The sequence below is a fragment of the Corynebacterium sp. KPL2734 genome (assembly GCF_040225595.1).
In the GTDB taxonomy this organism is placed as follows: domain Bacteria; phylum Actinomycetota; class Actinomycetes; order Mycobacteriales; family Mycobacteriaceae; genus Corynebacterium; species Corynebacterium rhinophilum.
In genome coordinates this window covers 1-20,449 of the sequence record NZ_JBEHFO010000011.1, presented here as the reverse complement: position 1 = coordinate 20,449, position 20,449 = coordinate 1, and the positions used below count along the sequence as shown (strand labels likewise).

Here is a 20,449-nt window from a genome sequence, read left to right as displayed (position 1 = left end):
GACATGACACGCACCATCGTTCACCTCGTGCGCCATGGCGAGGTACACAACCCGGGAAAGATCCTGTACGGGCGCATCCCGGGCTACCACCTATCCTCGCGCGGGCATTCCATGGCCGCGCGCACGGCGGAAAGCTTTCGCAATCATGATGTGACCTATTTGGCGGCCTCGCCGCTGCAGCGCGCGCAGGAAACGGCGCGGCCGATTGCGCAGGTGACGGGGTTAAATGTGGACGTCGATAAGACGCTCATTGAATCCGGCAACCAATTCGAAGGCCTGCGCACCAAGGGCTTGCGCTCGGCGCTGTGGAACCCGCGGCACTGGCCCAAGATGGTCAACCCGCTGGAGCCGTCGTGGGGTGAGGCTTATGAGGGCATCGCCGAGCGCATGCTCGGTGCGGTCGACCGCGCGCATACCGCGGCGGAGGGGCACGAGGCCGTGCTGGTGAGCCACCAGCTGCCCATCGTGATGGTGCAGCGCACGGTGCTGGGCCAGCGCTTGCCGCATGCGCCGTGGAACCGCGAGTGTGCGCTGGCCTCGGTAACCTCGCTGCTCTTTGAGGATAACCAGGTCACCGATATCTTCTACTCCGCGCCGGCGCAGGAGATTTAATGGCACGCACACGCACCCGTGCGGCAACGCGCGTTGTGGCAGCCGCGCTTTCTGTAACCGCCTTGACCCTTTCCGCCTGCACGCAGGACGCCGACAACGCACAGAACGCGGTGGCTACCGGCGGCGAATTCGAATTCATCTCCCCGGGCGGGGAGCGGGAAATTCACTACGAGGAAGCCGATAGGAAACCGCTGCGCAGTTTTAGCGGCGCGGACGTCCGCGATACGGATAAGACCATTTCCTTGGACGATTACGAGGGCGAAGTCGTGGTCTTGAATTCCTGGGGTCAGTGGTGCGCGCCGTGCCGCGCCGAGGCCGATGACCTGCAGGCGGTGCACGCCGAGCTGCAAAAACGTGACTTGGGCACGGTCCTAGGCATCAACGTGCGCGACTATAACCCGCAGGTATCCAATGACTTCTTGGACGATAACGGCCTGGACTACCCCTCCATCTATGACCCGCCGTTTAAGACGGCCGCCGCGCTAGGCGGCGTACCTACGTCCGTGGTGCCGACCACGATCGTCTTGGATAAACAACACCGCCCGGCTACCGTTTTCTTGCGGTCCATCACCACCGATGACGTGATGGATGTTGTGGATGAATTAGAAAAGGAATAAATGGAATACGCAGCAAATATCGGCGGTTCGTTTGCCGAAGCTGCCACCTCCGGCCCGTTGATCCTCGGCATCCTCGCCGCGGCTCTGGCGGGTCTTGTCAGCTTTGCCAGCCCCTGCGTCATCCCGCTGGTGCCCGGCTATATCTCCTACCTCGCCAGCGTGGTTGGCGGTGAGGTGAACTATGACGAGAAGCTGGGGGTGGGCGTCGGCAAGCGCAGGCAATGGGCCGTCGTTCTGGCGGCAGCACTGTTTATCTTGGGCTTTACCGTGGTCTTTGTGCTGGCGACGGTCTCGGTCTTTGGCGCGATTTCCGCGCTCACGCTCAACGCCGATACGCTGATGCGCGTGGGCGGCGGCGTCACCATCTTGATGGGCGTGGTCTTCCTGGGGGCTATTCCAGCGCTGCAGAAAGATACCCGCCTGGCGCCAAAGCGCTGGACCACGTGGCTGGGCGCGCCGCTTTTGGGCGGCGTTTTCGCGCTGGGCTGGACGCCGTGCCTGGGACCCACGCTGGCGGCGATTGTGTCCATTTCCGCCGGCACCGAAGGCATGACCGCCGCCCGCGGCGCCCTGCTCATCGTGGGCTATTGCCTGGGCCTTGGACTGCCGTTCCTGCTGGTGGCGCTGGGGTCCGCGCGGGCGATGCGCACCATTTCGTGGGCCCGCAAGCACTCGCGCACCATTCAGATCATTGGCGGCGTGGCGATGATCCTCGTGGGCGTTGCCCTGATTACCGGCCTGTGGGGCGAGTTTATTTCCTATATCCAGAAATGGACCGTGGACTACGGCGCAACCCTCATTTAGGAGAAACGTGAAATATATCCGCAAAGCCTGGCGCTGGCTTACCAGCATGCGCACCGCGCTGGCCCTGCTTTTCCTGCTAGCGCTCGCCGCCATCCCCGGCTCCCTCTTGCCGCAGCGCGACCTTAACGAGCAGAACGTGCAGGAGTTCATCGAATCCAATGGCACCGTAGCGGAAATCTACGATAAGCTGCAGCTTTTTGATGTCTTTTCCTCCATCTGGTTCCAAGCCATCTTCCTGCTTTTGGCGGTCTCGCTTATTGGCTGCATCATTCCGCGCTCCATCGATCACTACAAGGCGTGGCGCACGCAGCCCACGCGCGCGCCGAAGTACCTGCACCGCCTGCCGCTAAGTGCCGAGGGGCATTCGGATAAGAGCGAGGAAGAACTCAGCGCGGAGATCTACAAGCGCCTGAAAAAGTGGCGCGTGGCCGAATACAGCCCGGATAAGGACCGCGCCGGGGTGCACGCCTTTTCCGCCGAGCGCGGCTACGGCCGCGAGCTGGCCAACCTCATTTTCCACGTCGCCCTGGTGGCGATCCTGGTCACCGTAGCTGCCGGCCGCCTGGTCAACTACGAAGGCCAGGTCATCGTGGTTACGGAATCCGGCTCGCAGGGCGGCAATACCTCGCTGGAGCAGTCCACGGAGTTTTGTAATACCTCCACCTCGAACTTTGACTCCTTCCGGGCAGGGCCGCTTTTCGATGGCACCGGGCTCCACCCCTTCTGCATGACCGCGCATGACTTCACCGCGAAGTACCTTCCCAATGGCCAAGCGGAGATGTTCACCTCCAATGTCTCCTATGCGGAAGGCGACGATATTTATAAGGATCCTTCCGAATGGAAGGACTATGAGCTCAAGGTCAACCACCCGCTGCGCCTGGCGCAAAACCGCGTCTATCTGCAGGGCCACGGCTATGCACCGACGGTGACGGTGGAGTGGCCGGATGGGGAAAAGCGCACGCAGACCATCCAATTCCAGCCCACTGACACGACCTTCTTCCTGTCTTCGGGCGTGCTGCGCTTTGACCCGCCTGCGGGCATGTACCCGGACCTTTTCGAGCGCCGCCAAAACCAGCTGGCCATCCAGGGGCTTTTCGCCCCGACGGCCGAGTGGAGCGGTGAGAACGGCAAGCTTTTGCAGTCCTCCCACCCGGGCCTGAACGATCCTGCGCTGGCGGTCGATATCTACCGCGGTGATGCCGGCCTCGATACCGGTACGCCGCAGTCGCTCTTCTCGCTGGATTCAAGCCTCGTGCACTCGGGGCAGCTGCAGAAGATCGACCGCGTGAACCTGAGCCAGGGCGATGACGTCACGCTTGATGATGGCACCAAGATCACCTTTGACGGTGCCAATGAATTTGCCAATTACCAGGTCTCCTATGACCCATTCCAGAAGTGGGTGCTGGCATCATCGCTGATCATGCTGGTGTCCCTCGTGGCCTCGCTGATGATTAAGCGCCGCCGCGTCTATATTCGCCTGCGGCCGGAGTCTGCCGGCGGCACCACCATCGAGATGGGTGGTCTTGCTCGCACCGACCGCGCCGGCTGGTCCGAGGAATTCCACGAGCTGCACCGCGCGCTCTTGGAGCTTCCGGATCCAGATGAGGTGGAAGAAGACAAACTCTATACTGATGATTGATCCAACTATAGTTGGATCCCGCTGCTTGCATGAGTAAGGTAATCAGCGTTATCCCGCACGTGTGAAGGCTAGGTGGACTCCCTTGCAGATTGATCAGAATCTGTCGAACTTCTCGGATCTCGCGGTGCAGACCGCATTCGTGGTGTACTGCGTCGCGCTATTGATGTCGCTGTTGTACTACGGCCGCATACGCAGCCTCATCGAGGCGCGCCGCGTGGGCCGCTCGGAGGCGTCCAAGGTATTGGTCGGCGCAGGGGCCGAGGCTGGCACCGCTACCGCTACCGCCACCGGCTCTGACGCTGCAACCGGCACGGGCGCAACGGATGCCAGCACCGATTACGAAGCTGAGGCAGCCTCCGCGGCAGCAACCATGAGCGAGAAAAAGGTCACGGAAAAGGAACGCAAGCTGGATAAGCTCGGCGGCATGACCACCTCGCTGATGTGGGTTGGCATTGCCCTGCACGCCGCGGCCATCGTGCTGCGCGGGCTGGCTACGAGCCGTTTCCCATTTGGCAACCTCTACGAATATGTATTGATGGTGTGCTTCGGCGTGCTGCTGGTGGGCAATATGGCCATGCAGCGCAAGGAATGGCGCACGGTCTGGCCGTGGATCCTTACCCCGGTCCTGGCGCTGATGTTTTACGGTTCCACCAAGCTCTATGCGGATTCCGCACCGGTGGTGCCGGCGCTGCAGTCGCACTGGCTGCCCATCCACGTCACGGTGGTGTCCTTGGGCGCGTCCATCGGCATCGTTTCCGGCATCGCCTCGCTTTTGAGCCTGTTGCGCCAGTGGCAGCCAAAGGACGCGGAGCGTGGCTTCTTTGGCGCGCTGGCTTATCCGCTGCCGTCCGCGGCCAAGATTGACCGCCTGGCATACCGCTTGGGCGTTATCACCCTGCCCACCCTGGGCCTGGGCATCATCTTGGGCGCCATCTGGGCCGAATCCGCGTGGGGCCGCCCTTGGGGCTGGGACCCGAAGGAAACCGTGTCTTTTGCCACCTGGATCCTCTATGCGGCCTACCTGCACGCGCGTGCGACCCCGGCCTTCCGCAAGGCGGCGCCGTGGATCAACGTCCTAGCGATGGCGGTGATGGTCTTCAACCTCTTCTTTATCAATATGGTGGTCTCCGGCCTGCACTCCTATGCGGGGCTGAACTAAATGGCTACCAACCATAGCCCGCGTAATAAACAGGGAAAGCCCGCCGGCGATAACGAGCTCATCTTGGGCTTGGGAGCGCAGATTGCGCAGCGGCGGCGTGAGTTGGGCATCGTCCAGCAGCAGCTTGCCGATGCCGCCCAGGTCTCCCGCTCCACCCTCCACACCATCGAACACGGCGGGGCCGGTGTGCGGTGGGAAAAGGTTACCGCCGTGGCAGAAGCGCTGGGACTTGAGATGCGGTTCGTGCCAAAGGATTAATCCTGGTTGTCGTCCTGGCCCTTTGAACCATTATTGCCGTCGGCGTCGCGAGTGCGGCGCTGGCGGCGTTTTTCTTCCTCGGCCTCCTGCTTGCGGCGCTGCTTGAAGCGCTCCTTTTCCAGGTTCCACAGGAACTCCTCATCATCGTCGGGGCCCTTGATGGAACGCGGTTGTTCTTCAACCTGGCGGGACTTCCAGGATGATGGCCCAAAGGCCTTCCACACCAGGTAGGCGGCGAGGACAAAAAGCAGTAGGAGGATTAGTCGACCCATGCAGATTATTCTACCTGTACGGCGTACAATCGACCCCCATGACGCACAATCCTGAGCCACCAAAACCGGACCCCGAACTGCGCCGTCGCTCCCGCAAGGCGCTATGGAAATACGGGCTCGCGCGCGTGGTGCTTTTTATCGCGCTCACCGCGGTTATCGAGCTGCTGGCGGTAATGATTGGTTTCCCCATCCCCGTCCTCGTGGCGGCGCTCCTGGCGCTCTTTGTCGCCCTGCCGCTATCGATGCTGATATTTAAAAACTGGCGCATCGAGGCCACGCAGACGCTGGCGGAATACTCCGCGCAACGCAAGGCGCATAAGCAGTGGGTGCAGGCCGAATTGGAAGGCCGCGCGGAAGCCTAGGCGCGCAAGCCTAGAGGCCTACACTAGGGCGACGGCGATAGCCTCGATTACTGCCCAGATGAGCATGGCGCGCCCGGTCAGCCCCAGCACGGGGATGAGCTCGGGCCCGGTGGCGCCGCGATTGACGGTGCGCACCGCGCGGAGTGCAAACGGGAAGTAGACCAGGCCGGCGAGCGCGAGCCAGCTGCCGAAGGCAACCGCGATGGTGAGCACGAAGGGCAAAAGCAGCAGGCCGGTAAAGAGCAGGCGGGCGTTCTTATTGCCCAGCCGCACCGCTAGGGTGATCTTGCCGGCCTCGGCATCGGAGGGAATATCGCGGATATTATTGACCAGGTTCACCCCGGAGCTCATGGCGCCGATGCCGATGGCCAGGGCCAGGCCCGTCCAGGAAATGCGGCCGGCTTGGGTAAATTCGGTGCCCAGCACGGCGACGAGGCCGAAGAATACAAAGACGGCGACCTCGCCCAAACCGCGGTAACCGTAGGGGTTCTTGCCGCCGGTATAAAACCACGCGCCGGCGATGCACAGCGCGCCGATGAGGATCAGCCACCAGGCACCAGCCACCAGCGACAGGATGATTCCGGCCAAACCGGCGACGGCAAAGCACCCGAACGCGGCGTATTTCACGTGGCGCGGTTGCGCAAGCCCGCTGCCGGTCAGCCGCTGCGGGCCGGTGCGGTCATCATCGGTGCCGCGGATGCCATCGGAGTAGTCATTGGCATAGTTCACGCCGATGATAAGCGCCCACGCCACGATGAGCGCGAGCAGCGCGCGGCCGATATGCCCGCCGCTAATGCCGAAAGCTGCGCCCGTACCTGCGATAACGGGTGCGAAGGCATTGGCCCATGTATGCGGGCGAGCGCCATTGATCCAATCCTTGGCGGTCGCGGAATAATTACCGGCTGATGAAGTCATAGCCACCATTGTGCCACTGCGTAGTGGGCGTAAAGCAATCAGGAAGCTGGGGCCTGCGGTGGGGCTAGGCGTTAAAGAGGGCGGCGACGGCCTGGCGGTCAACCTTGCCGGGGCCGGTGGTGGGAAATTCCGCGAGGTGCTTTAAGTCTTTAGGCAGCTGCCAGCGGGGGAGTTCGGCGTCTTCGAGGGCTTCGAAGATATCGCCAAGCTCAGCATCACCGGTATAGGCGGCCACGATGGCCTGGCCCAGCCGCGGGTGCAGGATGCCGACGACGCACGCCTCGGCAACACCCGGTACGCGGAGGATCTCGCGTTCCAAGACCTCTGGGTGCAGTTTCAGCCCGCCGGAGTCGATGACATTATCGAGGCGTCCGGTGACGGTAAGGATGCCATCTTCGATGACGCCGGCATCGGAAGTGGCGAACCACCCGTTTCCGGGAAAAGCCTCGTGGCTTGGGGCATTGCGGTAGCCCTGCGCGATGGTGGGCCCGCCGAGTAAGATGCGGCCGTCCTGGACGCGGGCGGTCGTCCCGGGCAGCGGGCGGCCATCGTAGACGCAGCCGCCGGCGGTCTCGGAGGAACCGTAGGTGGTGGTGATAGTGATGCCCTGGTCCGCGGCCGCGGCGTGCAGGCGCGGGTGGATGGCGGCACCGCCCACCAAGATGGCGTCGAAACTCTGGAGCGCATCGATGCCCTCCGGCACATCCATGGCCTTGGCCAGCTGCAGCGGGGTGAGCGCGGTGTAGGTGCGGTCGCCGGTGCGGGAGAGCTCCGCGGCGGCGCGGGCGAAGGAAGAGATATTAAAGCCCGCGCTGAGATCGAGGCAGAGCGGATCCACCCCGGCCACCAGGGAGCGGACGAGAACCTGGATGCCGGCGATGTGGTGGGCGGGCATCGCCAAGAGCCATTGCCCCGGGCCGCCGAGGACCTGGTGAGTGGCATCGGCGCTGGCGACCAGGTTGGCCGGCGTTAGTTGCGCGCCCTTTGGGGTGCCGGTGGACCCGGAGGTGGAGACCACGAGCGCGATGTCCTCGGCGATGGGCTCGCCGGCGCGCTGGGAATTGCGCAGGAGGGTGGCGCGGGTGGCATCGGCAAGCGGCAGCGGCAAAAAGCAGGACCTACCGGCAATGGCGGATTCGAGGTCCGGCAGGATGGCCGCGGGGTCATGCGGATCGACGGGCAAGGGGGCGAGGATAGTCACGGAACTAGATCTTAAGGCCACGGCGGGACAAACCCCGGTTGCGGCCGGGGTGAGTCGATGCAGGAATCAGCGGTACGTGTCCTCCTGATCAAAGGGCCGCTCGTTATTGGCCTCGGCCTCCTTAATGCGGCGCAGCATCCACACGCGGGAGCCGAGCACGCCCGCGACGGCGAGGACCGCGAGCAGGATACAAAATGCGATGAGCACGGTGCGGGGTACTCCTTAGTAGTAGTAAGGGAACTCGTCCCAGTTGGGCTCGCGCTTGTCTAGGAAGGACTGCTTGCCCTCGACGGCCTCATCGGTCATATAGGCCAAGCGGGTGGCCTCTCCGGCGAAGACCTGCTGGCCCATCAGGCCATCATCGGTGAGGTTGAACGCGAATTTCAGCATGCGCTGGGCGGTGGGGGACTTCATATTGATTTCCTGGCCCATGCGGATGGCGGCATCCTCGAGCTCGCCATGGTCCGCGACCTCATTGACCGCGCCCATCTCATACATGCGCTGGGCATCGTAGGTGCGGCCCAAAAAGAAGATCTCGCGGGCGAATTTCTGGCCCACCATCTTGGCCAGGTAGGCCGAGCCATAGCCCGCATCGAAGGATCCAACGTCCGCGTCCGTCTGCTTAAAGCGCGCCTCCTGGCGGGAGGCCACGGTCATATCGCAGACCACGTGCAGCGAGTGCCCGCCGCCGGCGGCCCACCCATTGACCACGGCGATAACCACCTTCGGCATGGTGCGGATAAGGCGCTGGACCTCCAGGATGTGCAGGCGGCCGCCTTCTACCTTGGCGCGGGCCTCATCGACGCTGGATTCATCCGCCGTGGCATCGTCGTGGACGTGCTCGGTGGCATAGCGATACCCTGAGCGCCCACGAATGCGCTGGTCACCGCCGGAACAAAACGCCCAGCCGCCATCTTTTTGCGAGGGCCCATTGCCGGTAAGCAAGATCGTGCCCACATCCGGGGTGCGGCGGGCGTGATCCAAAGTGCGATACAGCTCATCCACGGTGTGCGGCCGGAAAGCATTGCGCACCTCCGGCCTGTCGATGGCGATGCGCACAATCCCATTCTTCCGACCGTCCGCCGCCAGACGGTGGTAGGTGACGTCCGTGAGATCCTCAAAGCCCTCAACTGGGCGCCACAATTCCTCGCGGAATGGATTTTCGGTGCTGTAATTCTTCTGCTCGCTCATAGCGCCCAGCATAGTGGGCGCGAAAAAGTTTAGTCCCCATTCCCAACCCTCACCTCTACGCACTGCCCAGCATGCTGGTAATAATCGATACTCAATAACTGCGAGGGTTTCCCGCAATGTACCCGTGTACCCTATGCCGGCGCGGTCATCAATACGGTGGGAAGACTCGAACTTCCTCAACCCTTTAACGCCAAAGGGTGCCTAGATGTCCTCGAATTTCCCCTCGAAGGCGGGGGCATACTCGCTGCAAGTGCGCAAAGGCTACCGCCACGCGCGCGGCGTGGCATGACTAAAGCTTCGCTATGGAGTTATCAGTTCCGTATTCCAGTTCAACTGCTGGATGCGGGTATCAAGCTCCCGGTACTGCTTGGACAGGTCATCGACCCGCTTGCGCAGCTCTGCTACCGGAAGCGTGGCCACGAACTTAATCTCCGCGCGGGAGTAGCGGTCCTGGCGCGCGCCCGCGGCTTGGGCGAGGTCGTGGTAGATGCGGCGGGTGCGCACGAGGCCATCGCGAAGCGCCAGCGCCTGCATCAAGTTCCTCTCGCCATCAAAATCGGTGGCCACGTTCGTGGCATTGATGGCCTGCACGAGCTTATCGATGCGCCCGGTAATGCTCTCCAACTCGCGCAAAAGCTCGGCCGGATCCTCGTCCGGGGTATCGCCCTCCTGCACGCGCACGACGGAGAGCAGGCGCTCGCGCAGCTCATTGAGCCGCTCCTGCGCCTGCGCGCGCTCTGCTAATGCCTCTGCCAGTAACATGGTTCCTCCTTCAGGGTAGGTAGGAACTAACGTAGCCTGGGTGGGGGCTGGGGTCAATGGGGCTGAGACACGAAAGTGAAGCTGTGAACGCATCGCTTGTGGATCTCCCAGTCAGAGCTTAGTTCTCATTACCCCTGATAGACTTCCAAATATCCAAGGATGGGGTTACGGCGGGCTGGGGTTCAGTTCTCATTACCCCTGATAGACTTCTGCCAGCAACACGTCCATGGGGAAGTTTGCTGGGGTTCAGTTCTCATTACCCCTGATAGACTTCGGGCGCACTTGGCATCGGTGAGGCGCTTGCTGGGGTTCAGTTCTCATTACCCCTGATAGACTTCGCGACTGCGCACGCGTGACAAAGTACGTGCTGGGGTTCAGTTCTCATTACCCTGATAGACTTCGCCATGAGGTCGTAGAAGCGGTGTGCTTGCTGGGGTTCAGTTCTCATTACCCCTGATAGACTTCCATTGCAGCCTGGGCAAGGTGGTCATGTGCTGGGGTTCAGTTCTCATTACCCCTGATAGACTTCAGTGCGGCCCGAAAAGGGCCGTTTAACTGGAGTTTATTGGCGATCTTGCTTTAAAAAATTACGAGTTGGGAAGGCTTTTCCTCTACTTCAGAGGGCTCTGCCTTAGAAAATCTGATGGCTTTTGCCCACTGATTATCAGTGACGGAAACTATCCTGATATCGCCACCTTCTGGGAGAGCAGTCTTTATTTGTTTGACGGTCGAGGCAATCCTAGAAGAAAGTGGGAAGTATTGGGCATAAACGCTTAGTTGGGATCTACAGAATCCGAGGTCCAAGAGATGGTTTCGGAATTTGTTTGCCTCACTGGTTTGTTTCTTAGATTTAACAGGCAGGTCGAACATCACCACACACCACATTGGCTCACTATCCTTCGCTGGCATCGAGGATTCCTTCCCAACGGGGCACGCTTAAGTCACGAACTGCTCCCTCGACATACAGACCATAGTGCTGGCCAAATTCATTAAAAACGGTGCTTAATGACTTTCCACCAGCTTCGAAGGCCCAAGTTAGAGCAGTGGAAATTGCCGTCTTTTGTGCAGCATCTAGTTCCGCGCCATAGTTGATGTTTGTGAACACGATTTGGTCCACCATAGGTCTGAATGGCTCCATGAGATCGTCCACAAGAGCCCAATTATTTCCGCGGCCATGATGAAACACGCCCAGTGTTCCAGACAACCCAGCACCAGCGATGGCACGAATTCCGTAGCCGCGCAAGAGCGTATAGCCGTAATCTAAAGCGGAATTCCAACCAGGATCGCCAGCGCCAGGTAAGCGTGAGAATGCTTGATCATGCGAAAGACAAGACCAATATTTTCGGGCTGCTAGGGCCTCTCGATTTTCAGGGTCTCCGGATTTCACAGTGCGAGATAGTTTAATCAGTTCATCGGCGCCGGTCTTTTGCAAAGCTTTCAACACGGACGCCTGACCATGTATTTTGGCTGCGACTATCCGAGTCCAAGCCTGCTTCTTTTTAGGGACAGAAAGCTGAGCTTGTGCTTGCTGTCGTGCGCCCAATCTTGAGTGCTGATTCCACGGATAAGCCCCGGACACTGGAACGCCTCGCCAATCGCAGACAATTAAAGCGATATCATAGTCACCGAATTTCTGAAGTACGGCACCACTGATTGAGCTCCTAGAACCGATAAGAACAACTGCAATTTGAGATAGGGGTATGACGACATCGTCAGCATCGTCCTTGCTGATGACGAGTTGACCTCGAGAATATCGAAGTGAACCGTGGAGGTTCAGACAGTCTATTACTCGCCATCCAGCATTCATTTTTACTCCGCCTTCCAAGAAATAGGCAGATGTGCACTGCTCTTTAGCCTTACTCTGCCCAATGCATCACGTCTAATTACCGTTATTCCTCCCGTACTAAAGAGTTTGTTGACAGATGGACGCCATCCCTTTCCTTCAATAATTGTCTTCGATCCTGGCGCGGCATCCTTGGGTAATCCTTCGGCACTCATTTGAAGTGGGCGGAGTCGTAGTACTGAAGATGAATCAAATCCAGCCAATCGCCAACGCTGAATTTGACTGAATTCGCTTTGCATCTCCACGATTTGGCCTGTATTGAACTTAGACGTATCAATGACCAGCTCGTCATCGGTGACGAGCCAACCTAGGTACTCTGCTGTATTTTCTGCCAGTGCCTTTCGGAGCTTCGGTTCTGCTTGTCGGACAGACATGGTTTGCGGTTGGATCTCAACAGAAAACAGGTCTTCATGACGGTGTCGAATGAGATCGGTGTTATAGACGCGAAGCATGCAGTAAACTGGCGCTTTCTTGCCGGGAATTTTGTAAATGCGTGCATGGTGGAAGCGGCTCAGCTCGGCATAGCCGCCACGAACCTTGATGGCGCCAGCAGCTATGGGGAAGACTTCAATCTCATCTTCTGCCTCATACCAAGTACCGTGAATGCGGATCCGGCGACCTGGATTTTCTGGGAGTCCGTTCTTTTCATCGAAGTCCGGTTCGCGGGTAAGCGCACACCACAAAGCTTCACTAGAGGCTCGGTCGATATCGGTGACGGAGATGGCGTCGCCGACTCGGATGGTCTTCAATTCGCCAATGGTATCTTCGTGTGCACGCCCGTTTCCTAGGCGTAAACGCAAGTTGGAGGTGACGGCGATGCGATCTTCATCCAATGCCTTTTGCAGCAGGACAGCCAGTTTTTGCATTTTGGGAAGCCAAGCATTCCACGCAGCGCGGTGTTCTGCATCGGATCCGGTGAATTCTTTCCATTGTGAGGTAGCCTGTAGAAGCTGAGCTTCACGCTTTTTATTGGAACGAATGGCTAGGGTTTCCGCGACATAGTTTTGGGTAAACGCAACGACTGCCGCATCGACTGCATGGTGACGTCGGTCGAGTCGGGACTTTCCAGTTCCGTCAATAAACCGTAGCTTGTCGGAGATGCCTGCAGCTCGGCGCGCTTCTGCAGTAAGCTCACCACGGTAGACGTTGACCACAGTATTTTCTTCCTGGAACCGTTGTGCCACTCGGCCGCGCAGCTCATTTGCCATCCACGCTACTGATTCCATGGAACGAGCATCTAAAGGTTCATCGACAACGGTGCGTTTTAACCGGTCGCAGACATTCTTGCGGAATTTCTTGAAGTCTTTTGAAGTCATTCCGGAGTCTTCTGACCAGTGTCGTGTCCTATCAAGTGCCTCTTTGACGCTGACCCCTGGAATATTGGTTTGCGCAGCCCACACAGCAAAAGGAATGTTCTTCTTTGCAAGGTTGCAGCGGTGGCAGGTGGCAACCAAGTTGTCCCTGGTATTTGTAGAGCCTTCGCCCGCACGCGGAACAATATGGTCCATCTCGCAGGTTGTGTAGGTAATAGGAGAACCGCAGTATGCGCATTGGCAGTTCTGCCTTTGTACGGATTGGTAGCGCCACAAGTCTGAACTACGCAGTTTTCCGTCGATGCCTAGGTTTTCCTGCATTTGCTTGAAGAGCTCTCGGTTCCGCTGGTGGCGGGTGTTATTAGCTCGGTCAATTTCATTGGCCTTAGATTTACTGATGAAGCCATCGCGAACATGCTCAATGACCACAGATTTGGGAGCCCCCCCATTCATCTGCTGCAGCTTCTAACCACCGTGCCACTCCTTTAAGGACACGATCTACGGCTGGATTTCCAACGGGTTCGCCAATTCGAGGCGCGGGAGGTGCCCAGTCTTTGGGGATATCAAACTCAGCTAGGCGGGCTTCATAAAGATCCAAATTCTCGTCGAGCATTCGGCTAGTCAGGCGCATTAAAGTGTCTTCACTGTATGCAGCACGCCCAATTGGGAGGTGAAGGGAATCTAGTTTCTCTTGTTCAGATTCATCTAAATTGGCGAAGAATGCTTGAACTTGTGCTCCGGCTGGGGAGTCGAAGTCTTCCACCTCGGAGTTAGATAGGGACTTTAGCATTGCAGCACGCTCATCGTCGTTGGCGCCTTCCCACCAGTGCACGAGAGGTTTTACCTTGCATCCCAGGATAGTTCTGTTGGTGTCGTGCACCGGGGGCGTAGCGCCGGCGCGTTCACCATCATCGGTCATCGTGGCAGTACCACGGAGCTGGCCTCTGTCGATGTTTAAGACCTCGGCAACCTTGAGCCATGTTGGTTCCTCTTTATGAGAGAGGTTGATTAGGTAGTTAAAGACGATGAGTTTTTCGTCTCGGTCGAGAGGAGTAGAAACACCGTCGCGGTAGATACGCAGGTTTCCAGCCAAAGCAGCGATTCGGTATTGCTGAAAAGCATCCGAAGCTTTTAGAGCACGGAGTAGCTTTGGTTGCAGCGGGTCTTTTCCTACGCGCCCAATTTGTGCGCCCTTGGGAGATTCTGCGGCGAAGACAAGATCTAAAATCTGCTTTCGCAGGGTGTCATCAATTTTCTGCACTCGGCAGATTTCGTTGATTTCACGAGCATGATCAATCTGATGAAGCCGGGCCGAGATTACGGCCTGATTAACCTGCTCCTGTGGTTTCTTTTTATCCTTTTTCTTCCCACCACCGCGTAGCCGGTCCTTGCCAAACTGGGCAAAGGAAATTAATTGGCCAACGGTAATGGTCTCCGGGATCTTGCGGCCAGTAGACTTCTCGAGTTCTTTGCGGATCTGTTCAAAGGCATCGCTCGGCTTGTCGGGGGAGTACAAGCTCGATACTTTCCAGTACGGATTCCGCCAGCCACGGTGGTTGGCAATATGGCGGAAAGCGATAGAGAGGTACCTGCCGCGTTGGGCATCATCGGCGATATATCCATTGACTAACGCAACGCGTGCGTTCCAAGGGAGATATGGATTGGAGTAATGCTCAAAGGGGCGAGTTTCCCATCCTTGGGAGGTGAGAAATTTTTCCAGATTTATCATGCGGCGACGACGGCGACGATAAAGGCGACGAGTTCGTCGAGCTACGCCAGAAGAAGCAAGCCTCGTTACCGCCCGCTTTTGCTGATCTGGATCTAGTCCAGAATCGTGGATAAGCGATACCGAGCTCAGGATATTGATTGGCTGGTCTTTATCGTCTACTTCAATGGCGGTGCATCCCAAGGAGTAGGTGCCAACATCGATACCAACGCGGTAGGAGAGGGACAAGGGGAAAGACCTTTCAGATATGAGAAAAGCCGAACCCGAAGGTTCGGCTGGAGCATTCATTCGACGCCGGAAACGAGCCGACGCTTACTGAGGTTCAGTTCTCATATAAGAATATATCTCATTATCCGTAGCATTTGTAGATTAGGCAGAATATATCCACCCATTGGGGGTAAAAATTAACCCTGCTGAGTAGTTCCGATGAGCCAGTGTGGACATCCCTTCTTAGTTGGGGGTAAGGAATGCCAGCTACCATGACCTTATGAACATCGATGACGTTCTCGACCGCGCCCACGTAGTCTCCCTCCCGCTGGCCGTGAAGTTTCGCGGCATCACCACGCGGGAGGCGTTGCTGATTGAAGGGCCTGCCGGTTGGGGTGAATTTGCGCCGTTCCTGGAATACGGGCCCGCGGAATCGGCCGCGTGGCTGCGCGCCGGGTTGGAAGCGGCTTACGAGGGATTTCCGGAGCCTGTCCGAGAGTGGGTAGAGGTCAACGCCACCATTCCCGCCGTTCCCGCCAGCGAGGTACCGGCGATTGTGGATCGCTATCCCGGCTGCCGGACGTTCAAGATCAAGGTGGCGGAGAAAGGCCAGATGCTTGCCGATGACATCGCGCGCGTCCACGCCGTCCGCGATCACGTCAGCGCCCGCGGCGTTATTCCTGTGCTGCGCGTGGACGCCAATGGCGGCTGGAGCGTGGCCGAGGCAGTAGAAGCCGCCCAAGCGCTCATGCCGCTGGACTATATGGAACAACCCTGCGCGAACGCGGAAGAATTGGTGGAGGTGCGCAGGCAGCTCATGCGCAACGGCCTTTTTGTGCGCGTGGCCGCGGATGAATCCATTCGCAAGGTGGAGGATCCGTACCGCGTTGCGGATCTGCAGGCAGCCGATGTGGCGGTGGTCAAACCCGCGCCGCTGGGCGGGGTGCGTCGCGTCCTCGACGTGGCACAGCACCTGCGCGAACGGCATATGGATATTACGGTGGCCTCGGCGCTGGATACCTCCATCGGTATCAATATGGGCCTGGCGGCGGTGGCGGCGTTGCCGCAAATCTTTGACGACGAGGAAATCGACGTCACCCCGGCCGCAGCGGGCCTGGCCACGGGAAGCCTTTTCGAAGAAGACGTCACCGCGCCCCGCCAGCTACACGACGGGCACCTGCGCGCCGAGATCCTTGCCCCAGAACCGGACCGCCTGTCCTCCTTGGCTGCACCGGCCAACCGCCGCGAGTGGTGGTTCGAGCGCCTCCGGGAATCGTGGCAGCACCTGTAGTTGCGCCTGAAAGCATAAGAAAAGCGCCTGGCATATGCCAGGCGCTTTATCTATCTAAACCTTAGACCAACTCGTGGGTGAGGTTGGCCGGACGGGTGTAGGTATTAACAACCGGGGACCACTTGATGGCGTCGTCCACGATCTTCTGCAGGGTCTCCTGGTCGGCGTCGCCGTCGATGTTGACCTTAACGTTGACGTCGGAAACGCCTGGGCGCTTGTCCTCGCCCAAGTCACCAACTCCCCAGGTTGGGGAGAGGTCGATGTCGCCGACGATGTCGAGCTCCAGCTTGGTCAGGGTAACGCCACGGTGCTGGGCGATGGCCTGGATGCCAACGTTGATGCAGGCACCAAGACCAGCCTGAGCGACCTCGGTGGGGTTGGGTGCGGAGTCATCGCCAAGCAGCGGCAAAGGCTCGCCCACCTTGATGGTGTGGTCGCGCACGGTGGTGTTATTGCGGAAGAAACCGTCAGCCTCAGTGTGGGAACGGACGTGCTTCTTGGCACCCTCCGGGTTGTCGATGTTCTTCTGTGCTAGGTCGTTGAGCTTCTCGCCGTCAATGGGCTCGAGAGCGTCGCCTTCTTTGTGGTTCGGGGTGAGATCAGACATTAAATTGCTCCTTGTATCAGATGTTTATTAACTGATGGCGCCATGGTAACGCGAAGGCAAATATAAATCTAGAACGAGAGGTCTATTTTGTAGAGAACGCCAGGTCTAGAGTGAATATAAATGATTGCGCCGTATTTCCTGACCTGTGAATTTAGAAATTGACACCGTAGTGTGCCTGGCCTAGGTTCGTTCTGAACAAACCACTTGGTCTATTTAAGAAAGGACGCATGGTTCACAATCGGAAGCTGTCGCGACGGCAGATACTGCGCAGCGCAGTGGCAATGGGCGGGGTAGCAGTAGGCTCGCAGGTGCTATCCGCATGTTCCACGCCGCGGCAGGAGGACAAGGCCCAGCCTGGACAATCCGGGCAGGGCGGGGAAACCCTCACCATCGGATTCGTACCCATTGCGTGCGCATCACCATTGGTCGCGGCCGATGGCCTGGGCGCCTTTGAAAAGCAGGGCCTCAACGTTGAGCTGCGCAAATTCGCGGGGTGGGCGGATCTCTGGACCGCCTATGCCACCGGCGCCTTAGACGTGGCGCACATGCTCTCGCCCATGCCGCTGGTCATCGATGCCGGGGCTACCAATGCCTCCCGGCCCACCGAATTGGCCTTTACGCAAAACACCAACGGGCAGGCACTGACCTTGTCCACCTCCCACCTGGATACCGTGTCGCGGCCTGAGGATCTAAAGGGCATGGTGCTAGGCATCCCCTTTGAGTATTCGGTGCATGCGCTCTTGCTGCGCGATTACCTCGTGGCCGGCGGGGTGGATCCGGTCTCTGATGTGGAACTGCGCCTCTTGCGCCCGGCCGATATGGTGGCCCAACTATCGGTAGGCACCATCGACGGGTTTATTGGCCCAGAGCCCTTCAACCAGCGCGCCCTGACTACCGGCTCGGGCCGCGCCTTTGTTCCCACCCGCCAGATGTGGGAAAACCACCCGTGTTGTTCGGTGGCCGTGGCGAAGGAAGTGGACCGGGGCGTGCGCGACCGCGTCGTCGCGGCGCTGCAGGAAGGCGCGCAGTACGTCGATAGCCCAGACCACGTCCATGAATCGGCGTCCATGCTGGCTAAGGAGAAGTACCTGAACCAGAAGGAAGAGCTGATTTCGCGGGCGCTCGCCGGAAACTACACCACTTGGGACGGCAAGGACACGGTGGATCCACAGATGATCAAGTTTGGCGGCCGCACCTCCGCCACCGCAATTACGTGGATGGGCACCCAAATGGCCCGCTGGGATCTGGGCGGAAGCGCGATGCGGATGGATGACCAAGCGTTGCTAGATGTCACGAAATCCGTCTTACCGCGCGAAGCCGATCTCACCACGGACCCGGTGAAAATCAACGGTCATAGCTTCGATCCCCTGCACCCCACCGCCGGATACCAGCGTTAAGGACTCTTGCCTTATGACCACAGTAAAAAATGACAGCGCCAGCACCAGTACTAGCACTGCATACTCCACTGACACCCAAGCAACGTCCCGTCCAGGTCGCACCGCCAACGCCAGCCGCAAGAAGCGGCGGGATAGCCCGTGGAAGGCGATGGGCCTGGGCATCGCGCTTTTTATTGTTTTTATCGGCATCTGGCAGGCGGTCGCAGCTGCGGGCTGGCTTTCAGATATCGCCCCCACTCCCGCGCGCACCTGGGATAGGGCCGTAGAGATCCTTTCTGATCCCTTCTACCGGGATGGGTCGGCCTCGGTGGGCATCTTTTGGCACATGGTGGCCTCCCTGCGCCGCGTGCTCATTGGCTTTGTCATCGCCATGGTGATAGCTATTCCGCTGGGCTTTTGGCTGGGGTCCTCGGACACCTTCCGCCGCGCGACCGATCCCTTTGTCCAGATCCTGCGCCCTGTATCCCCGCTGGCATGGCTGCCGCTAGGCCTGGCATTGCTTCGCGATGCCGAGAATACCGCCGTCTTTGTCATCATCCTTTCGGCCTTGTGGCCGACGCTGCTCAATACCATCGAGGCGGTCCGCGGGATTCACCCCACGTATAAGAACTTGGCGGCCACGCTCGGCACGAACCGGATGCAACAGCTCCTCTATATCGTCGGCCCGGCGGCGCTGCCGGGGATTATCACTGGCATGCGGCAATCGCTATCGACCGCCTGGTTGGTCATCGTGGCCGCGGAAATGCTCGTCGGCGGCCAGGGCGTCGGCTTCTTTGTTTGGAATATGTGGAACCGTCTTGATATTGACGCCATCGTTGTGGTCATCGTGCTTATCGGTGTCATCGGATTGGCCCTGGATTACCTCGTTGCTTCCCTGCAGAAAGTGGTGCGCTATGACTAATGCCCATATCGAGTTTGCCGGTATTACTAAAAGCTACGGCCCAACCAAGATCATTGGGGATACCTCCGTATCCATTGGAGAAGGCGAGTTCGTATCCCTGCTGGGACCATCGGGCTCTGGCAAATCCACCATGCTGAATATGATCGCGGGCCTCGCTTTTCCCTCTACCGGCGAGGTGCGCGCGCGAGGCGAGGCCGTCACCGGCCCAGGTCCAGACCGCGGCGTGGTATTTCAAAATCACGCGCTCCTGCCGTGGATGACGGCGCGTGGGAATATCGAATTCGGACTGCGTTCGGCCCGCCCGGAACTATCCAAGGCGGAGCGCACCCAGATTGCACAGGATTTCCTCGATGAGGTCAGCTTGGGCCATGCGGCAGATAGGCGCCCGTCGCGGTTATCCGGTGGCATGCAACAGCGCGTCGGTTTGGCGCGCGCCTTTGCCATTGGCTCGGATATTCTATTGCTCGATGAGCCCTTCGGCGCTTTGGATGCGCTTACCCGCCGCCAGCTGCAGTCGCTGCTGCTAAATGTGTGGGAAGAAAACCGCCGCACGGTGGTCATGGTCACCCACGACGTGGATGGGGCGGTGCTGCTCTCGGATCGCATCTTGGTGATGTCGCCGGGGCCAGAGGCCACCATCATCGAGGACATCGAAGTAGGGCTGCCCCGCCCGCGCAGCGGCAGCGAAGACTCCGCGGTGGTGGAGCGCAAAAATGAGCTGCGCGAACGGCTCCTTGGGCTGCTCGAAAACGGCTAGAGCGAGAGGATGTTCCTATATAGGTTGTCAACTTCGTGGGTGGGCTTGTTGGGGGTGTGTTGACTTTAGGTTGCTGCGGCGTTGAGTCTTTTGCCTTCTTTGCGTTTTCGTTCATAGAATTGCCGGGAACGCTCGTGGAATCTGATCGATGCAAAAGACGATTGCCATAGGGCGTTCTTTAATTTTTTGTTGCCAGCCCGATTGGGCGAATTCGACATAAGGGCCTGACCCCCGAAATGTGGACACGTCGGGGGTAGCTGTGCTGCTTTAGTTAGTGTAGCTGAAGTCTCGGCTTCAAAGACATCAGGAGCTACAAGATTGCACCAGGAGTGGCACCTTCGGGTGTTGTAGCCCATGCACCACCGAAAGACTTCCTGGCGGCAGCTGATTGGACTTTCAAAGAGTTTCCTATCACGCAGTACTTCCCGCTTTAAGGTGGCGTTAAATGATTCTGCCAGGGCATTATCGGCACTCGTTCCAACCGCACCCATGGACTGGCGTACACCTAACGATGAGCAGTAGTTTCTAAATGCTTGTGTGAAGTGTCCCAGGTTTTGTTCCGTTTGAGTAGATGGGAAATCTGGAATATGCCAAGAAAATTTGACCAGGATGCGA

20 protein-coding genes and 3 pseudogenes are annotated in these 20,449 nt (G+C 58.9%); 11 read left to right on the top strand and 12 right to left on the bottom strand.

What is annotated here, in order from left to right; genetic code table 11:
* Positions 1–3 precede the first annotated feature (3 nt).
* From ABRP88_RS08095 to ABRP88_RS08070, 6 genes are all read left to right on the top strand, one after another.
* Positions 4–612, top strand: a complete 609-nt coding sequence (locus tag ABRP88_RS08095) for a histidine phosphatase family protein (RefSeq protein ID WP_349836895.1) — start codon at positions 4–6, stop codon at positions 610–612.
* The gene (locus ABRP88_RS08090; RefSeq protein ID WP_284642646.1) at positions 612–1,229 is read left to right on the top strand and encodes a TlpA disulfide reductase family protein; all 618 of its coding nucleotides are present in this window, start codon (positions 612–614) and stop codon (positions 1,227–1,229) included. Before ABRP88_RS08095 ends, ABRP88_RS08090 begins: the two co-directional genes overlap by 1 nt.
* Complete coding sequence (locus ABRP88_RS08085) at positions 1,230–2,033, top strand: cytochrome c biogenesis CcdA family protein (protein ID WP_349836894.1); 804 nt, start codon at positions 1,230–1,232, stop codon at positions 2,031–2,033.
* A 7-nt stretch (positions 2,034–2,040) separates the two neighbouring features.
* Positions 2,041–3,672, top strand: a complete 1,632-nt coding sequence (locus tag ABRP88_RS08080; RefSeq protein ID WP_349836893.1) for a cytochrome c biogenesis protein ResB — start codon at positions 2,041–2,043, stop codon at positions 3,670–3,672.
* 82 nt (positions 3,673–3,754) lie between these two features.
* On the top strand, positions 3,755–4,831 hold the full coding sequence (ccsB, locus tag ABRP88_RS08075) for a c-type cytochrome biogenesis protein CcsB (RefSeq protein WP_349836892.1): 1,077 nt from the start codon (positions 3,755–3,757) through the stop codon (positions 4,829–4,831).
* A complete protein-coding gene (locus ABRP88_RS08070; protein ID WP_023016668.1) occupies positions 4,832–5,089 on the top strand; it encodes a helix-turn-helix domain-containing protein in 258 nt (85 codons plus the stop codon).
* Here ABRP88_RS08070 and ABRP88_RS08065 read toward each other — a convergent pair.
* Positions 5,086–5,361, bottom strand: a complete 276-nt coding sequence (locus ABRP88_RS08065) for a hypothetical protein (protein ID WP_302525244.1) — start codon at positions 5,359–5,361, stop codon at positions 5,086–5,088. The genes ABRP88_RS08070 and ABRP88_RS08065 overlap by 4 nt on opposite strands.
* A gap of 38 nt (positions 5,362–5,399) precedes the next feature.
* Between ABRP88_RS08065 and ABRP88_RS08060 the strand changes: the two genes are divergently transcribed.
* Positions 5,400–5,723, top strand: coding sequence for a DUF4229 domain-containing protein (locus ABRP88_RS08060; RefSeq protein ID WP_349836891.1), 324 nt, complete (start codon positions 5,400–5,402; stop codon positions 5,721–5,723).
* An 18-nt stretch (positions 5,724–5,741) separates the two neighbouring features.
* Here the strand turns inward: ABRP88_RS08060 and ABRP88_RS08055 are convergent, their stop codons facing one another.
* From ABRP88_RS08055 to cas9, 8 genes and pseudogenes are all read right to left on the bottom strand, one after another.
* On the bottom strand, positions 5,742–6,647 hold the full coding sequence (locus tag ABRP88_RS08055; protein WP_349836890.1) for a 1,4-dihydroxy-2-naphthoate polyprenyltransferase: 906 nt from the start codon (positions 6,645–6,647) through the stop codon (positions 5,742–5,744).
* Between the two features lie 55 nt (positions 6,648–6,702).
* On the bottom strand, positions 6,703–7,839 hold the full coding sequence (gene menE / locus ABRP88_RS08050) for an o-succinylbenzoate--CoA ligase (RefSeq protein ID WP_349836889.1): 1,137 nt from the start codon (positions 7,837–7,839) through the stop codon (positions 6,703–6,705).
* Between the two features lie 66 nt (positions 7,840–7,905).
* Positions 7,906–8,046, bottom strand: coding sequence for a hypothetical protein (locus ABRP88_RS08045; protein ID WP_023028231.1), 141 nt, complete (start codon positions 8,044–8,046; stop codon positions 7,906–7,908).
* A gap of 15 nt (positions 8,047–8,061) precedes the next feature.
* Positions 8,062–9,030, bottom strand: coding sequence for a 1,4-dihydroxy-2-naphthoyl-CoA synthase (locus ABRP88_RS08040; protein WP_349836888.1), 969 nt, complete (start codon positions 9,028–9,030; stop codon positions 8,062–8,064).
* A gap of 300 nt (positions 9,031–9,330) precedes the next feature.
* Positions 9,331–9,792, bottom strand: a complete 462-nt coding sequence (locus tag ABRP88_RS08035; RefSeq protein WP_278724070.1) for a DIP1984 family protein — start codon at positions 9,790–9,792, stop codon at positions 9,331–9,333.
* 579 nt (positions 9,793–10,371) lie between these two features.
* Positions 10,372–10,677 carry a CRISPR-associated endonuclease Cas2 gene (gene cas2, locus ABRP88_RS08030; protein WP_349836920.1) on the bottom strand — a complete coding sequence of 102 codons (306 nt, stop codon included), beginning with the start codon at positions 10,675–10,677 and terminating at the stop codon, positions 10,372–10,374.
* A 7-nt stretch (positions 10,678–10,684) separates the two neighbouring features.
* Positions 10,685–11,599, bottom strand: a complete 915-nt coding sequence (cas1, locus tag ABRP88_RS08025; protein ID WP_349836887.1) for a type II CRISPR-associated endonuclease Cas1 — start codon at positions 11,597–11,599, stop codon at positions 10,685–10,687.
* A gap of 2 nt (positions 11,600–11,601) precedes the next feature.
* Positions 11,602–14,902: pseudogene (gene cas9, locus ABRP88_RS08020) on the bottom strand (type II CRISPR RNA-guided endonuclease Cas9).
* Positions 14,903–15,161: 259 nt separating this feature from the next.
* On the opposite strand from cas9, the gene ABRP88_RS08015 reads away from it, so the two are divergent.
* A complete protein-coding gene (locus ABRP88_RS08015; protein WP_349836886.1) occupies positions 15,162–16,172 on the top strand; it encodes an o-succinylbenzoate synthase in 1,011 nt (336 codons plus the stop codon).
* A gap of 61 nt (positions 16,173–16,233) precedes the next feature.
* Here ABRP88_RS08015 and ABRP88_RS08010 read toward each other — a convergent pair whose 3' ends face one another.
* Positions 16,234–16,779 carry an OsmC family protein gene (locus tag ABRP88_RS08010; protein WP_284610703.1) on the bottom strand — a complete coding sequence of 182 codons (546 nt, stop codon included), beginning with the start codon at positions 16,777–16,779 and terminating at the stop codon, positions 16,234–16,236.
* A gap of 227 nt (positions 16,780–17,006) precedes the next feature.
* On the opposite strand from ABRP88_RS08010, the gene ABRP88_RS08005 reads away from it, so the two are divergent.
* The 3 genes from ABRP88_RS08005 to ABRP88_RS07995 are packed head-to-tail and all read left to right on the top strand — an operon-like array spanning position 17,007 to position 19,834.
* Positions 17,007–18,176 (top strand): ABC transporter substrate-binding protein, encoded by a 1,170-nt coding sequence (locus ABRP88_RS08005; RefSeq protein WP_349836885.1) that lies wholly within the window; start codon positions 17,007–17,009, stop codon positions 18,174–18,176.
* Between the two features lie 13 nt (positions 18,177–18,189).
* Complete coding sequence (locus ABRP88_RS08000) at positions 18,190–19,077, top strand: ABC transporter permease (RefSeq protein WP_284785387.1); 888 nt, start codon at positions 18,190–18,192, stop codon at positions 19,075–19,077.
* Complete coding sequence (locus ABRP88_RS07995) at positions 19,070–19,834, top strand: ABC transporter ATP-binding protein (protein ID WP_349836884.1); 765 nt, start codon at positions 19,070–19,072, stop codon at positions 19,832–19,834. The genes ABRP88_RS08000 and ABRP88_RS07995 overlap by 8 nt, the downstream gene beginning before the upstream one ends.
* 74 nt (positions 19,835–19,908) lie before the next feature.
* Here the strand turns inward: ABRP88_RS07995 and ABRP88_RS07990 are convergent.
* Both ABRP88_RS07990 and ABRP88_RS11460 read right to left on the bottom strand, forming a co-directional pair.
* Positions 19,909–20,058 (bottom strand): annotated as a pseudogene (locus ABRP88_RS07990) (IS110 family transposase); the annotation flags it as partial.
* Between the two features lie 147 nt (positions 20,059–20,205).
* Positions 20,206–20,325, bottom strand: a pseudogene (locus tag ABRP88_RS11460) (IS3-like element IS3502 family transposase); the annotation flags it as partial.
* Positions 20,326–20,449: the final 124 nt, after the last annotated feature.

Coding starts and splice junctions, on each gene's coding strand:
- ABRP88_RS08095 (WP_349836895.1), top strand. CDS start 4: ATGACACGCACCATCGTTCACCTCGTGCGCCATGGCGAGGTACACAAC.
- ABRP88_RS08090 (WP_284642646.1), top strand. CDS start 612: ATGGCACGCACACGCACCCGTGCGGCAACGCGCGTTGTGGCAGCCGCG.
- ABRP88_RS08085 (WP_349836894.1), top strand. CDS start 1,230: ATGGAATACGCAGCAAATATCGGCGGTTCGTTTGCCGAAGCTGCCACC.
- ABRP88_RS08070 (WP_023016668.1), top strand. CDS start 4,832: ATGGCTACCAACCATAGCCCGCGTAATAAACAGGGAAAGCCCGCCGGC.
- ABRP88_RS08065 (WP_302525244.1), bottom strand. CDS start 5,361: ATGGGTCGACTAATCCTCCTACTGCTTTTTGTCCTCGCCGCCTACCTG.
- ABRP88_RS08060 (WP_349836891.1), top strand. CDS start 5,400: ATGACGCACAATCCTGAGCCACCAAAACCGGACCCCGAACTGCGCCGT.
- ABRP88_RS08055 (WP_349836890.1), bottom strand. CDS start 6,647: ATGGTGGCTATGACTTCATCAGCCGGTAATTATTCCGCGACCGCCAAG.
- ABRP88_RS08040 (WP_349836888.1), bottom strand. CDS start 9,030: ATGAGCGAGCAGAAGAATTACAGCACCGAAAATCCATTCCGCGAGGAA.
- ABRP88_RS08035 (WP_278724070.1), bottom strand. CDS start 9,792: ATGTTACTGGCAGAGGCATTAGCAGAGCGCGCGCAGGCGCAGGAGCGG.
- cas2 (WP_349836920.1), bottom strand. CDS start 10,677: ATGTGGTGTGTGGTGATGTTCGACCTGCCTGTTAAATCTAAGAAACAA.
- cas1 (WP_349836887.1), bottom strand. CDS start 11,599: ATGAATGCTGGATGGCGAGTAATAGACTGTCTGAACCTCCACGGTTCA.
- ABRP88_RS08015 (WP_349836886.1), top strand. CDS start 15,162: ATGAACATCGATGACGTTCTCGACCGCGCCCACGTAGTCTCCCTCCCG.
- ABRP88_RS08010 (WP_284610703.1), bottom strand. CDS start 16,779: ATGTCTGATCTCACCCCGAACCACAAAGAAGGCGACGCTCTCGAGCCC.
- ABRP88_RS08005 (WP_349836885.1), top strand. CDS start 17,007: ATGGTTCACAATCGGAAGCTGTCGCGACGGCAGATACTGCGCAGCGCA.
- ABRP88_RS08000 (WP_284785387.1), top strand. CDS start 18,190: ATGACCACAGTAAAAAATGACAGCGCCAGCACCAGTACTAGCACTGCA.
- ABRP88_RS07995 (WP_349836884.1), top strand. CDS start 19,070: ATGACTAATGCCCATATCGAGTTTGCCGGTATTACTAAAAGCTACGGC.